The organism is Nocardioides sp. CFH 31398 (genome assembly GCF_022436705.1).
In the GTDB taxonomy this organism is placed as follows: domain Bacteria; phylum Actinomycetota; class Actinomycetes; order Propionibacteriales; family Nocardioidaceae; genus Nocardioides.
The window spans coordinates 47,604-60,116 of the sequence record NZ_JAKUHT010000014.1; the positions used below are offsets into that span (position 1 = coordinate 47,604).

Here is a 12,513-nt window from a genome sequence, read left to right on the forward strand (position 1 = left end):
GGACGATGAGCGAGACCGAGAAACCACGCCTGGAGGTCGACTGGGTCAAGGTCGTCGCGGGTGCGCTGGCGGCCGTGTCCTCGGCCGTCCTGCTGTCCACCCTCGGAGCGGCCGGCACCCTCGTGGGCGCCGCGCTGGGAAGCATCATCGTGTCCCTCGCGACCAGCGTCTACGGCACGGGCCTGGCCCGCGGCACCGAGAAGGTCGCCGAGGCCCAGACCGTGGCGTTGCGCAAGGTGAGCGCCGCGACCCAGCAGATCGCCCAGATCCGCACCGACGCCGAGAGCGGCGGCGCCGCCGACGGCAGTGACGCCGTCGTGGGCGGCGCGCACGCCGCCCGTCCGAACGACGGCGGGCTCGACACGGAGGCCACCGAGGCCCTGGAGGAGGCCGAGCAGCAGCTGGAGGAGGCCCGCACCGAGCTGGAGCAGGCCGCCGACCCGGAGGCGGAGGACGCGACCCGGGACGGCCTCAGCCTCAAGGAGCGCCTGGCGATCCTGCCGTGGAAGCGCGTGCTGCTCGCCTCGGCCGGCCTGTTCGTGGTCGCGATGGTGCTGCTCACCTCCTTCGAGGTGATCGGCGGTCGCACGATCTCGTCATACACCGGCGGCAGCGACCGGGACGGCGGCACCTCGTTCGGTCGCACCTTCGACCGCGGCGCGGACGAGGAGCAGCAGCCGTCGCCGACCCCGACCCCCACGCAGGAGCCCTCCCGGCAGCCCACGACCGAGCCGTCGGACGACCCGACCACGGACCCGACGACGGAGCCGTCGGACGAGCCGTCCACCACGGACGACGCCGAGACCGACGACCCGTCCGAGGACCCCTCCGACGACGCCACCACCGAGCCGACGTCGCCCACCCGGACGCCGACGACCCGCCTCCCCAGCCCCACCACCACGAGCCCCACCCGCTGATCGCCGCATGACACGTGTCATGCCCGACCGGTGAGGGATCCAGCCGGACCGCTGACGTCACGCACTGACCGCGGCCGCCGATCGGCGGGAGGCTGGTGGGCATGACGAACACACGAGACGACCTGGCCGTGGAGGTCAGCGGCCTGCGGCGCTCCTACGGCAGCGGCAAGGACGCGTTCGAGGCCGTCCGCGGGCTCGACCTCGCCGTCGAGCGCGGCACCATCACCGCCCTGCTCGGCACCAACGGCGCCGGCAAGACCTCGACCCTCGAGGTCATCGAGGGCCTGGCGCCCGCCACCGGCGGCGAGGTGCGGGTCCTCGGCCTGGACCCGGTCGCCGACCGCCGCCGGGTGCGCCGCCGTACCGGCGTGCTGCTGCAGAGGAGCGGCTTCGCGGCCGACCTCACGGTGGCGGAGACGCTGCGGATGTGGGGGAGCACCGTCACCTCCCCGCGGTCCGTGGCCGAGTCGCTGGCGCTGCTCGACCTGGAGCACCGCGCCGACGTCCGCGTCTCGGGGCTCTCCGGCGGCGAGCAGCGCCGGCTCGACCTGGCCTGCACCCTCATGGGCCACCCCGAGCTGGTGTTCCTCGACGAGCCCAGCACCGGTCTGGACCCCGAGAGCCGCCGCCGAGTGTGGCGCCTGGTGGAGGACCTCCGGGACGGCGGCGCGACGGTCCTGCTCACCACCCACTACCTGGAGGAGGCCGAGCGCCTCTCCGACCGCATCTCGATCATGGACGCCGGTCGCGTCGTCCGGGAGGGCACGCCCGCCGAGATCGTCGAGGGCCACCCCTCGCACATCGAGTTCGAGAACGTCGGCGCCACCCTGCCGCCGCTGCCCGGGGCGAGCGTCGAGGTGGGCCACGCGCGGACCGTGATCTCCGCCTCCGAGCTGCAGCCCGCCCTCACCGCCCTGCTGACCTGGGCCGACGCGCAGCAGGTGACGCTGCCGGGCCTGGTGGCCCGCACCGCGACCCTCGAGTCGGTCTTCCTGTCCATCGCCGACCAGGGGCACGCCGACCCCGGCGCCCCGGCCGACGCCACCACCGACCACGACCTGGAGGTCGCCCGATGAGCACCACCACCACCGGACCCGCCACGACCGGGCCCGCCCCCTCGACCCCCAGCGCGACGGCGCGCGTGCTCGGGCTGGCGCGCGCCAACCTGACGCTCCTGCTGCGCAACAAGCTCACCGCGGGCTACGCCCTCGTCCTGCCGCTGCTGCCCCTCGCCCTGCTGCTCGTGGACCGCGGCAACGAGAGCCTCGTCCTGACCAGCGTGAGCTCGGCGCTGCTCATGGCCTTCCTCTTCCCGGTCTTCTACAACCTGCTGTCCGCGACGGTGACCCGCCGCGACGAGCTCGTGCTCAAGCGCATGCGCACGGGCGAGGTCAGCGACGTCGAGCTGCTGGTCTCGCTCGCCCTGCCGGGTGCCGGCGTCGCGGCCGTCATGACCGCGCTGGCCGTGCCGGTGTCGATCGCGCTCGGCGCCCCGGTGCCGACGAACCCGCTGCTGTACGTCGTCCTGGTCGTCGTCGGCATCGTGATGTTCACGGCCTTCGCCTTCTGGACGGCCGCCTGGACCCGCAACGCGGAGGCCGCCCAGATGACGAGCTTCCCGGTCATCTTCCTCGCGATCCTCGGCTCCATCGGCGCCGTGCTGCCCGAGCGGGCGGCCCGGGTCGTCGAGCTCACGCCCGGCGCCGCGATGGAGTCCCTGATCGGCATCGGGTGGCTCGGCCTGGACGACGACCGCACGCTGTCGTTCGCCGAGACCTGGGCGGCCGCGGCCGAGCCCACCCTGGTGATGGTCGCCTGGGCCGTCCTCGCCCTGGTGCTGGCGCAGCGCTCCATGCGCTGGGAGCCCCGGCACTGAGCCCTACCCTGGCCCCCGGACGCACGCACGACCGCTACGCAGGAGGTGGACCGGTGAGCACGTCGACCACCTCCTCGTCGTCCGCCGATGTGACGCGGGCTCGTCGTGGGCGGCGGATCCCCCGGTGGGGTGAGCTCAGCCAGGTGCGTCGCGCGGACCTCTACCTGCGGTCCTCGCTCTACGCCCTGCTGTGGCTGGTGCCCGCGTTCCTCGTCGTCGTCGGGATCCTGTCCGCCGACGACGACCTCGCGTCGGCCGCGGAGGCGGTCGTGGTGCTCGTCGCGGCGGTGCTGGCCCTGCTGGCCGGGACGGTGGTGCTCCGTGACGTCATCGCGCTCCACCCGGCGGACGGCCCGCTGCCGTGGCGCAGCCTGGGCCCCCTGGCGGTCGCGTTCGTCGCCGCCGCCGTCGTCGGGCTGCTGGTGGAGCCGCTCGCCGCGCCGCTGATGATCACGGTGACCATCGCGGTCGGCCTGACGGCCGGTGGCCTGCGTGACCGGCGGGCCGCCTGGGTGGTCGCGGCGTCCCTGTTCGTCCTGCCGCTGGCGGCGACCGGCTCGACGAGGGTCGCGGCGGCGTGCCTCGCCTACGGGCTGTTCATGATGTTCACCATCCGCTCCTCCCTCTGGCTGTACGGCGTCATCGCCGAGCTCGACCGCGCCCGGCGCGCCCAGTCGGCGCTCGCGGTCGCCGAGGAGCGGCTGCGCTTCTCCCGCGACGTCCACGACGTCATGGGGCGCCGCCTGTCGACGATCGCCGTGCAGGCCGAGCTGGCGTCGTCCCTGGCCCGGCGGGGCGACCCGCGGGCGGCCGAGCAGATGCTGGAGGTCCGCGGCGTCGCCCACGACGCCCTGCGCGAGGCGCGGGAGCTCGCCCGCGGCTACCGCGAGACCGACCTGGCCACCGAGCTCGAGGGGGCCCGGTCGCTGCTGGCGTCCGCGGGGATCGCCTGCGAGGTGGCCGTGGACGACGTCGGTGACGCGTGGCGGGAGCCCGCCGCCTGGGTGGTCCGGGAGGCGGTGACCAACGTCCTGCGGCACTCGACCGCGACCCGCGTCGCCCTGACCTGGCAGCCCACCGGGCCGGGAGCCGGCCTCACGGTCGCGGACGACGGCGAGGCCGGCCGGACGACGGGCGAGCAGGCCCCCGGGTCCGGCCTGCGGGGCCTGGAGGAGCGTCTGCGGCCGCTGGGGGCGCGGCTGGAGGCCGGGCGTGGACCGGACGGGTTCGTCGTCCGGATGATCGTGGAGGGGGACGCATGATCAGGGTGCTGCTGGCCGACGACGAGAACCTGATCCGGGTCGCGCTCGCGCAGATGCTGGACCTGGAGGACGACATCGAGGTCGTCGCCCAGGCCTCCACCGGTGACGAGGCGCTCGCCCAGGCCGCGCACGCGCGGCCGGACGTCGCCGTCCTCGACCTGCAGATGCCCGGCGTCGACGGCATCGGCGTCGCCGAGCGGCTGGCCTCGACCCTGCCGGACTGCCGGTGCGTCATCGTCACCAGCCACGGCCGGCCCGGCTACCTGAAGCGCGCGCTGGCGGTCGGGGTCCGCGGCTTCCTGCCGAAGACGACGTCCGCGGAGACGCTCGCCTCGGTCGTCCGCAGCGTCCACGGCGGTGGCCGTCACGTCGACCCGGAGCTGGCCGCCGAGGCGATCAGCGCCGGCGACAGCCCGTTGACGCCGCGGGAGGCCGACGTCCTCGAGCTGGCCGCGGACGGCTCCCCGGTCGACCAGATCGCCGCCCGCGCGTCCCTGTCGCCGGGGACCGTCCGCAACTACCTGTCGAGCGCGGTGATGAAGCTCGGTGCCGCCAACCGCCACGACGCCGCCGCCACCGCGCGGCGGATGGGCTGGATCTAGGACGCGGTCAGGCCCCGCCCTGCCGCCCGTCGACGACGGGCAGGTGCACGCGGATGTCGTCCAGCGACACGACGCCCGGCGTCCGGCTCGCCATCCCGGTGAACATGTCGGACGTGGGCGTGGCGAGCAGGTAGAGGTTCTGACCGCGGGGGACGTCGACCGCGACGGCGGGCAGCCGGATGCGACGCGGCTCACCGGTCACCGGGGTCGGCTCGGAGATCGGGAGCACGTTGTTCTGGACGATCCTGGCGTCGGCCGGGGAGGTGCCGACGGCCAGGGCGTAGAAGGCGCGGTTGCCGACGCCCAGGGCGGTGACGTCGGCGGTGACGAACGGCATGCCGGCGACCCGGATCGGACCCTGCGCGACCTCGGCGGTCACCGGGGCCCCGGCCGCGGTGGTGGTCGCGAGGGGCCCCTCGACGTCCACGGTGCGGTCCGCCCGGACGCCGGACACGGTGGTGCAGCGGGCGCCGTCGGGGGCGGCGGTGGCGAGGTGGTACTTGCCGTAGCCGCGCAGGCCGGTGTCACGTCCCCGCAGCTGCTCGTCGAAGAACCGCACGGTCAGGTCGACGAACTCGCCGCCGGCCAGGCGGCGGCTGCACGGGTCGCCCGCGACGCCGACCCCGGCGGGGAACGCCGACGGCAGGGTGTGGCCACCGTTGTAGCCGACGAAGATGCTGCTGCGTCGTGCCTCGGGGGTGAGCGCACGGCCGAAGGTGGTCAGCCCCTCCTCGAGCGGGAAGAGGTTGTCGGTGGCGCCCTGCCCGACCAGGACGGGGATGTCGAGGCGGCGGCCCTGGGCGACGTGGTGGCTCGGCCCGTTCTTCGCGAAGAACGCCCGCAGGTCGGGCGTCCCCTCGGGGTCGCCGTCCGGCAGCTCGCCCTCGGCGGCGCCGACGGCCAGACCGGTCAGCACCTCGCGGGGGACGTCGTTCGCGCCCGCCGCCGACAGGGCGAGCGCCCACAGCGTGCGGACGGCGCCGGCGGGGGCGAGGGAGCGGCGCAGGTCCCACCAGGTGATCTCCGGGGCCAGCGCGTCGAAGACGGGCTCGCCCCGCGTCCGCAGCTCCTCGAAGGCGCCGAGGTACTGGTAGCCGCCGCCGTAGGAGCCGCCGATGGCGGCCATCCGCGGGTCGCCGGGGCCGTCCTGACGGATCCACGGCTTCGACGCCAGCATCGCGACGAGGCGCCGGACGTCCTGGCCCTCGTAGCGCGGGTTCTCGACGTGGGCCTTGCCGCCGGACTCGCCGAACCCGCGCTGGTCGAAGCTCAGGACGGCGTACCCGCGGGACAGGAAGGGCTCGAACGCCGCGGGGTCCGTCGTCCGGGAGCCGCCCCAGCCGTGGCTGTGCACGACCACCGGCTTCGGCGTGCGCGCGGTGGCGCCCTCGGGGCGGAAGAGGGTGAAGCAGATCGGCACCGGGGCGGGGGTCTCGGTGTCGCCCACGGAGTCGAGGCAGCCGTCGACGACCCGGGTCCCGGCGCGCTCCGCGGACGCCACGGGGGCACTGACGGCCGGCGGGGGAGCGGCGGCCATCAGACCGGCGGCGAGGACGCCGCCGAGCAGGGCACGGGTGGAGCGGACGATCGGGCGTGGTGCCACGGGGACCTCCGGGAGATGTGGGCCTGGAGGTGCAACGCGTCACACCGACGTCGGGTTACGCGGCAGTAACCTTCGGGGATGGACGCCGCCAGGGCCGCCCGCCTCGCCAAGCGCGGCGCGACGCTCGCCGTGAAGTACGGGCCGCAGGCCAAGCTCGCCTGGGACAACGGCGGCAGGAAGGCCGCCGACGCCGCCGCGGCCCGCGTCACCCTCGCCCGCCACCGCCGCCACGCCTTCGCCGAGGCGGACACGCTGAAGGACGGGTCCGTGCTCCGCGTCGCCCCCGGCGGGGTCGCGGCGTACGTCGTGTTCGCCGGCGACGAGCCGGTGTCCGTGCACCCGCCCGCCGCCCCGGACGGGCCGGCGCTCGCCGACCTCGTCGCCCACGCCGACCTCGACAAGCGGGTCACCCCCGACGAGCAGCGCGCCGCCCGCGCCGCCCGCCGCGAACGCCTCCGCCCCCGCCGTCCCGGCTCGGGCGCCCGCACCGACCCGAAGGCCCTGCCGCCCCCGGAGTGAGACCGCCGGGCACGACGAGGGTCGGCTGTCTCGCCGGGGCTCGTCGCCCCTCGACCTCCGGTGCGGGTGGGCGCCCGCTCAGCGCTTCAACCAGCGCTTGGCCTCCTCGGCGTGCGCCTCGCGCTTCTCGGTCTTCATCTTGTCGAGGGTGCGCACGGTCATCGCCGTGCGCGGGTTGGAGGCGAAGCCGTCGCGGTGGTCGTCGACGAACTGCCAGTACAACGCGTCCCAGGCGTCGGCCCAGTCGCCCTTCGCGAAGTCGCTCATCTTGCGCACGTAGTTCGAGCCCGACACGTACGGCTTCGTCGTGATCAGCTCGCCGGCGGCGAACTGGCTCATGGCGTAGACGTTCGGCACCATCACCCAGTCGTAGGCGTCGACGAACATCTCCATGAACCACTCGTAGACCTCGTCGGGGTCGATGCGCAGCAGCAGCATCGCGTTGCCGAGGATCATCAGTCGCTCGATGTGGTGGGCGTAGCCGGTCTCGAGGATCCGCTCGATCACCCGGTCGACGGGGTCGAGCCCGGTCTCGCCGGTCCACCAGCCCTCGTCGAGGCTGCGGGACAGCTGGAGGATGTTGCGGGTCCGCATCCCGCGGCCGCGGGCGACGTACGCGCCGCGCATGTACTCCCGCCACCCGATGACCTGCCGCACGAAGCCCTCCAGGCTCGGCAGCGGGACGTCGTTCGCCTGGGCGTGCCTGACCACCGCGTCGACGACCCGGCGCGGGTCGAGCAGGCCGGTGTTGATGAGCGGCGACAGCGCGGAGTGGAAGATCCACGTCTCGTCGGCGGCGATGGCGTCCTCGTAGGGACCGAACAGCTCGAGACGGTCGGTGCAGAACTTCTTCAGCCACCGCTCGGCGACCTCGTGGGTGACCGGCCAGGAGAACCGCTCGGGGTCGCCGGGGTTGTCGGGGAACTCCTCGGCGACCCACGCGATGGCGTCGGTGACCTCCTGGCGCCGCTGGGTGCGCGGCATGTCGGGGATCTCGAGGTCCTTGGGCAGCGGCTTGCGGTTGTCGGCGTCGTACGACCACTTGCCGCCGACCGGGTCGTCGCCGTCCATGAGGATGTCGAGGCGGCGACGCTGCCACTCGTAGAACTTGAACATCCGCGGCTGCTTCTCGCCGAACTGCGCCATCACCTGCTCGTGGGTGGTGAGGAAGCCGGGCGTCTCGAGGAAGTCGAGGTCGGCGCCCGCCTTGCCGGCCACCCGCCGCAGGTCGCGCTCGAGCCAGTCGTCGACGACGTCGAAGCACGTGACCTCGTCGACCTTCCGATCCTTCAGCAGCGCGGTCAGCTGGGCGTCGGTGCCGCGGTCCGCCTCGCTGGCGACGTACGCCGTGGTGAAGCCCGCGTCGGCCAGCTTGGCCTCGAAGAGGCTCATGCTCGCGCGGTGCAGCACCAGCTTGTGGGTGTGGAACCGGTACTGGCGGAAGAAGAGGTCGGGCTCGACGAGGACCATCAGGGTGCCCTCGTCGGCGTCCAGGTGCTCGACGAACAGCTGGTGGGGCATCACGAGACGCGCGGTGACCATGACCCCCGGGTTCCCCCACGGGCGCGGCGCGACACGCCCGGCCCCGGTGCGCGGACCGCGATCGTGTCCCGGGGGCCCGTGGGCCGGCCACGGCCGGCCTCGGCCGGCCTCGCGTCTCGATCTGTGGTGGGCCGGCCGGTACGTTGCGGCGATGGGGGCGTGGGACGAGCTGGTCGTCGGGGACAACCTCGACGTCATGGCGCGGCTGGCGGCCGAGGGTCGCCGCTACGACCTCGCCTACCTCGACCCGCCGTACAACACCGGCCACCGGTTCGCCTACGACGACCGCCTCGCCGGCGGGCACGAGGCGTGGACGGCGGCCCTGCGGCCGCGGCTCGAGGCCGTCCGCGACCTGCTGGAGCCGACGGGCGCGGTCTGGCTGAGCATCGACGACCACGAGGTCGCCCACCTGCGGCTGCTGTGCGACGAGGTGCTCGGCGAGGAGGCGTTCCTCGGTCAGCTGGTGGTCGAGGTGAACGTCAAGGGCCGACAGCTGGGTCGGTGGTTCGCGTCGACCCACGAGTACCTGCTCGTCTACGCCCGCGACCCCGCGCGCTGCACCCTCGACCCGACCAGCCCGGACGGCGTGGACCCACGGGACTTCCCGCTCGCCACCGACGACGGCCGTCGCTACCGCCACCTGCCGCTGCGCAACACGAACAAGCGGTTCAACCCGGCGACGGCGCCCTCCATGCGCTTCGTGCTGTACGGCGACCCGGACGGCGGGCGGGTGTCCCCGGAGCCCTTCGAGGGCGCGGTCGAGGTGTGGCCGACCTTCGGCGACGGCGCCCCCGCCGTGTGGCGCTGGTCGGCCGCGCTGGTCGCCGAGAGACCCGACGACCTGGTGTGCCGCACCGTGCGCTCACCGCTGGGGCCGCGCGTCGACGTCGCCCAGCGCGACTGGCTGACGACCGGGCGCCGCAAGAAGCTGCGCAGCGTCTGGCACGCCGAGGAGGTCGGCACCACCGACGTCGCGGTCGCCGAGATCAAGGACCTGCTGGGCGCCCCGGTCTTCGCCTCGCCCAAGCCGACCGCCCTGCTGCGGCGGGTCGTCGGCACCGCCGGGCCGGACGCCCGCGTGCTCGACCCCTACGCCGGGTCGGGGACGACGGCCCACGCCGTGGCGCTGCTCAACGAGGCGGACGGTGGCCGCCGTACGTGCACGAGCATCGAGACCGACCTGGCCGTCGTCGACGGCAGCGGGGCGGCCGCGGCGGGGTACGCCACCGCCGCCGACGTCACCCGGGCGCGGCTCGACGCGGTCGCGGCCCGGCTCGGCGCCGCACCGCCCGCGCCGACCCTCAGACCCCGGCGGCCTTCTCCAGCGACGCCAGCTCGTCGTCCAGGTGGGTCAGGATCCGCTGCAGGCGCGGCACCGTCCGGCGGCAGCCGGTGACGCCGAAGCCCATGTCGCCGTCGTACGACGTGCAGGTGATGTTGAGCGCCATGCCGTGGATCGGGATCGACAGCGGGTAGAGCCCGTCGAGCCGGGCGCCGTTGAAGTACTGCGTCTCCTTCGGGCCCGGCACGTTCGAGATGATCACGTTGAACGGCGGGCGCAGGATGTTGTGCATCCGCAGCATCGGCGTGACGATCGCCGGCGCGAGGCCCACGGCGGTCATGGCGATGATCTGCGCCGGCGTCATCGACGACAGCGCCTGCTTGCCGTCCTGCATCGAGCGGTGGATCGAGGCGAGCCGGTCGGCGGGGTCGGCGAGGTCCGTGCCGAGCTGGACCATCACGGAGCCGACCGCGTTGCCGCCGTCCGCGGAGGCCTGGTGGACCTTCTTCGCGTTCAACCCGACCGGCACCATCGCGACGAGCGGGCGGTCGGGCAGCGCGTCCTGCTCGAGCAGGTAGGACCGCAGCGCACCGCTGCACATGGCGAGGACGACGTCGTTCAGGGTCGTGCCCGTCGCCTTGCCGACGGCCTTCATGCGCTCGATCGGCCAGTCCTGCGCCGCGAAGCGCCGGGAGCCGGTGATCTTCTGGTTGAAGATCGTCTGCGGGGCGTAGAGGGAGATGGCCGACGTGTCGTTCTTCAGCCCCCGCGCCAGGGTGCGGACGAAGGCGCTCGGCATGCCGGCCGCCTCGGCGCTGATCCCGAAGGCGGTGCGCAGCGCCTCGATCGGCACCTCGGCCAGGCTCGTGCCCGGTTCCTCCTGCTTGGGCGGGCGGCGCGTGCGGTTGGCCGCCGACCACGGCGCCGGCATGTCGCGCTCGTCCGGGTCGGTCGACAGGGTGCTCTGCACGAGGCGGGAGGCCGCGACGCCGTCCACCAGGGCGTGGTGCATCTTCGTGTGCAGCGCCATCCGCCCGTCGCGCAGGCCCTCGATCAGGGTCGCCTCCCACAGCGGGCGCTCGCGGGCCAGGCGGGTGCTGTGCAGCCGCGAGCACAGCTCGAGCAGCTCACGGATGCGGCCCGGCTTGGGCAGCCCGGAATGCCGCACGTGGTAGTCGATGTCGAAGAGGTCGTCGGTCTCCCAGACCCACTGCCCGGCCGTCGCGGCGGAGCGGTGCGGGCGTCGCAGGAAGAGCGGGGCGATCTCCTCGACCTCGCGCAGCTGCGAGTACATGTCGCGGGAGTACGACCGGCCGGCGCCCTCCGGCTTCGCGAACAGCTGCAGGCCGCCGACGTGCATCGGCATCGCGCGGTTCTCGGCGAAGAGGAAGGCCAGTGACGTCGGGTCGAGTGGCGTGACCACCGGGGCGGCTCCTGGGGACGAAGGGACTGTCCATCATCCCGCGCAGGTGGTGACCGTCACAAGGGGATGTGACCTGCTCGGTCAACGTGCGTTCACCGAAAAGGTGGGACGCCGTCACGCCGGGGTCGTGCCGGCGTCACGCCGGGACGGGGGAATCCCTTGATCGACCCTCGACTCGTCCGGCGGTCACCCGCCGGGGCCCCTGCTGGGGCAGGGTGTGCGCCGTCCGCCCCTCCACTCTCGGGAGCCCCCATGTCCGCCCTCACCCCGCTTCGCCGCCTCCTCGCCGGGTCCGCCGTCGCCACCGTGGCCGCCGGAGCCCTCCTCGTCGGTCCCGCCGGGACCGCCCCCGCGGTCTCCGAGGACACCTCGCGTGCCGCCTCCGCCGAGACCTACTCCGCCTCGCTGCGCACCGCCGTCCGGGACCTGCCCGTGGCCACCGAGGTCCGCACCGGCTACAGCCGCGACCTGTTCCGCCACTGGGTGGACGCCGACGGCGACGGCTGCGACGCGCGCCGCGAGGTCCTCATCGCCGAGGCCGAGGAGCGTCCGACCGTCGGGTCCGGCTGCTCCCTCACCGGTGGCCGCTGGTTCTCCTACTACGACGGCGTCTCGCGCTACAGCGCCTCCGACATCAGCGTCGACCACATGGTGCCGCTGGCCGAGGCCTGGGACTCCGGGGCCCGGAGCTGGGACTCCTCCACCCGGCAGGCGTTCGCCAACGACCTGGGCGACTACCGCTCGCTGGTGGGCGTCACCGTCTCCTCCAACTCCTCGAAGTCGGACTCCGACCCCGCCGACTGGCAGCCCGGCCGCGAGCAGTGCCGTTACGTGTTCGAGTACACCGCGGTGAAGATCCGCTGGCGCCTGTCCGTCGACAGCGCCGAGCGCAGCGCGCTGATCTCGCGGGCGGACTCCTGCTCCGACCGGACGCTCACGGTGACCCGGGCCCGCTGAGGACCCGCCTGACGGCCCGCGGCGGGCCGCCGGGCGTCCACAGGCGCGGGGTGGTGCGGTCCCTGCACAGGCGTCGGCGCGAGGCCCGCGCGGCGTGGTCGATCGTTCCTAGCGTCCTTCCCACCAGCGCCCCGCCGGACACGCCGGCGGGGCCGACACGGAGGAGAGACGCATGGGACGACGCACGCCCCTGACCGCGCTGATCACGCTCGCCGCCCTGCTCGTGGGCGCCCTCGTCGGGTCGACCGGCGCGGCCTCGGCGCAGGAGCCGAGCGCCACCGGGTCGTGGCGGCCGCCGGGCCACACGATCGTGCGGGTGACCGGCGACGCCGCCAACGGTTTCACCGTGCACCGCTTCGACGGCACCGCGCTGCACCCGCCGACGCACTCGGAGTCGATGGCCGAGTGCGGGGAGTACCACCGGGCCGTCGCCCGGGTGCGCTGCCGCACCGAGGTGCGCGTCTGGTACCGCGACCTCGCGGCGACCAAGACGGCCATCAACTGGGCACGGTACGACGCCCGCCGCTGAC

Annotated in this window: 12 protein-coding genes; 9 read left to right on the plus strand and 3 right to left on the minus strand. The window is 74.2% G+C overall.

All coding sequences use genetic code 11. From position 1 onward, the window contains the following. The first annotated feature begins 5 nt into the window (after positions 1-5). From MJ876_RS13880 to MJ876_RS13900, 5 genes are all read left to right on the plus strand, one after another. Positions 6-917, plus strand: a complete 912-nt coding sequence (locus tag MJ876_RS13880; RefSeq protein ID WP_240237028.1) for a PT domain-containing protein — start codon at positions 6-8, stop codon at positions 915-917. Positions 918-1,018: 101 nt separating this feature from the next. Beyond that, complete coding sequence (locus MJ876_RS13885) at positions 1,019-1,993, plus strand: ABC transporter ATP-binding protein (protein ID WP_240237030.1); 975 nt, start codon at positions 1,019-1,021, stop codon at positions 1,991-1,993. After that, positions 1,990-2,793 (plus strand): ABC transporter permease, encoded by an 804-nt coding sequence (locus tag MJ876_RS13890; protein ID WP_240237032.1) that lies wholly within the window; start codon positions 1,990-1,992, stop codon positions 2,791-2,793. The genes MJ876_RS13885 and MJ876_RS13890 overlap by 4 nt, the downstream gene beginning before the upstream one ends. 53 nt (positions 2,794-2,846) lie before the next feature. Continuing rightward, the gene (locus MJ876_RS22280; protein WP_240237034.1) at positions 2,847-4,055 is read left to right on the plus strand and encodes a sensor histidine kinase; all 1,209 of its coding nucleotides are present in this window, start codon (positions 2,847-2,849) and stop codon (positions 4,053-4,055) included. After that, complete coding sequence (locus MJ876_RS13900; protein ID WP_240237036.1) at positions 4,052-4,657, plus strand: DNA-binding response regulator; 606 nt, start codon at positions 4,052-4,054, stop codon at positions 4,655-4,657. The genes MJ876_RS22280 and MJ876_RS13900 overlap by 4 nt, the downstream gene beginning before the upstream one ends. A gap of 7 nt (positions 4,658-4,664) precedes the next feature. Here MJ876_RS13900 and MJ876_RS13905 read toward each other — a convergent pair whose 3' ends face one another. Then, complete coding sequence (locus MJ876_RS13905) at positions 4,665-6,260, minus strand: S9 family peptidase (protein WP_240237038.1); 1,596 nt, start codon at positions 6,258-6,260, stop codon at positions 4,665-4,667. A gap of 78 nt (positions 6,261-6,338) precedes the next feature. On the opposite strand from MJ876_RS13905, the gene MJ876_RS13910 reads away from it, so the two are divergent. Beyond that, complete coding sequence (locus tag MJ876_RS13910) at positions 6,339-6,779, plus strand: hypothetical protein (RefSeq protein WP_240237039.1); 441 nt, start codon at positions 6,339-6,341, stop codon at positions 6,777-6,779. Between the two features lie 78 nt (positions 6,780-6,857). Here the strand turns inward: MJ876_RS13910 and MJ876_RS13915 are convergent, their stop codons facing one another. Beyond that, positions 6,858-8,321, minus strand: a complete 1,464-nt coding sequence (locus MJ876_RS13915) for a cryptochrome/photolyase family protein (protein ID WP_240237041.1) — start codon at positions 8,319-8,321, stop codon at positions 6,858-6,860. A gap of 151 nt (positions 8,322-8,472) precedes the next feature. On the opposite strand from MJ876_RS13915, the gene MJ876_RS13920 reads away from it, so the two are divergent. After that, a complete protein-coding gene (locus MJ876_RS13920; RefSeq protein WP_240237043.1) occupies positions 8,473-9,717 on the plus strand; it encodes a site-specific DNA-methyltransferase in 1,245 nt (414 codons plus the stop codon). On the opposite strand, the gene MJ876_RS13925 is transcribed toward MJ876_RS13920, so the two are convergent. After that, complete coding sequence (locus MJ876_RS13925; RefSeq protein ID WP_240237045.1) at positions 9,623-11,026, minus strand: wax ester/triacylglycerol synthase family O-acyltransferase; 1,404 nt, start codon at positions 11,024-11,026, stop codon at positions 9,623-9,625. The two genes, MJ876_RS13920 and MJ876_RS13925, sit on opposite strands and share 95 nt — an antisense overlap. A gap of 252 nt (positions 11,027-11,278) precedes the next feature. On the opposite strand from MJ876_RS13925, the gene MJ876_RS13930 reads away from it, so the two are divergent. Both MJ876_RS13930 and MJ876_RS13935 read left to right on the plus strand, forming a co-directional pair. Next, on the plus strand, positions 11,279-11,983 hold the full coding sequence (locus tag MJ876_RS13930; protein ID WP_240237047.1) for a DUF1524 domain-containing protein: 705 nt from the start codon (positions 11,279-11,281) through the stop codon (positions 11,981-11,983). Between the two features lie 172 nt (positions 11,984-12,155). After that, positions 12,156-12,512: a hypothetical protein gene (locus MJ876_RS13935; protein WP_240237049.1), complete on the plus strand. Its 357-nt coding sequence runs from the start codon at positions 12,156-12,158 to the stop codon at positions 12,510-12,512. Position 12,513: the final 1 nt, after the last annotated feature.

What these genes read in the sequence shown, in the direction of transcription:
- MJ876_RS13880 (WP_240237028.1), top strand. Translation starts at nt 6, where the DNA reads ATGAGCGAGACCGAGAAACCACGCCTGGAGGTCGACTGGGTCAAGGTC.
- MJ876_RS13885 (WP_240237030.1), top strand. Translation starts at nt 1,019, where the DNA reads ATGACGAACACACGAGACGACCTGGCCGTGGAGGTCAGCGGCCTGCGG.
- MJ876_RS13890 (WP_240237032.1), top strand. Translation starts at nt 1,990, where the DNA reads ATGAGCACCACCACCACCGGACCCGCCACGACCGGGCCCGCCCCCTCG.
- MJ876_RS13900 (WP_240237036.1), top strand. Translation starts at nt 4,052, where the DNA reads ATGATCAGGGTGCTGCTGGCCGACGACGAGAACCTGATCCGGGTCGCG.
- MJ876_RS13910 (WP_240237039.1), top strand. Translation starts at nt 6,339, where the DNA reads ATGGACGCCGCCAGGGCCGCCCGCCTCGCCAAGCGCGGCGCGACGCTC.
- MJ876_RS13915 (WP_240237041.1), bottom strand. Translation starts at nt 8,321, where the DNA reads ATGGTCACCGCGCGTCTCGTGATGCCCCACCAGCTGTTCGTCGAGCAC.
- MJ876_RS13920 (WP_240237043.1), top strand. Translation starts at nt 8,473, where the DNA reads ATGGGGGCGTGGGACGAGCTGGTCGTCGGGGACAACCTCGACGTCATG.
- MJ876_RS13930 (WP_240237047.1), top strand. Translation starts at nt 11,279, where the DNA reads ATGTCCGCCCTCACCCCGCTTCGCCGCCTCCTCGCCGGGTCCGCCGTC.
- MJ876_RS13935 (WP_240237049.1), top strand. Translation starts at nt 12,156, where the DNA reads ATGGGACGACGCACGCCCCTGACCGCGCTGATCACGCTCGCCGCCCTG.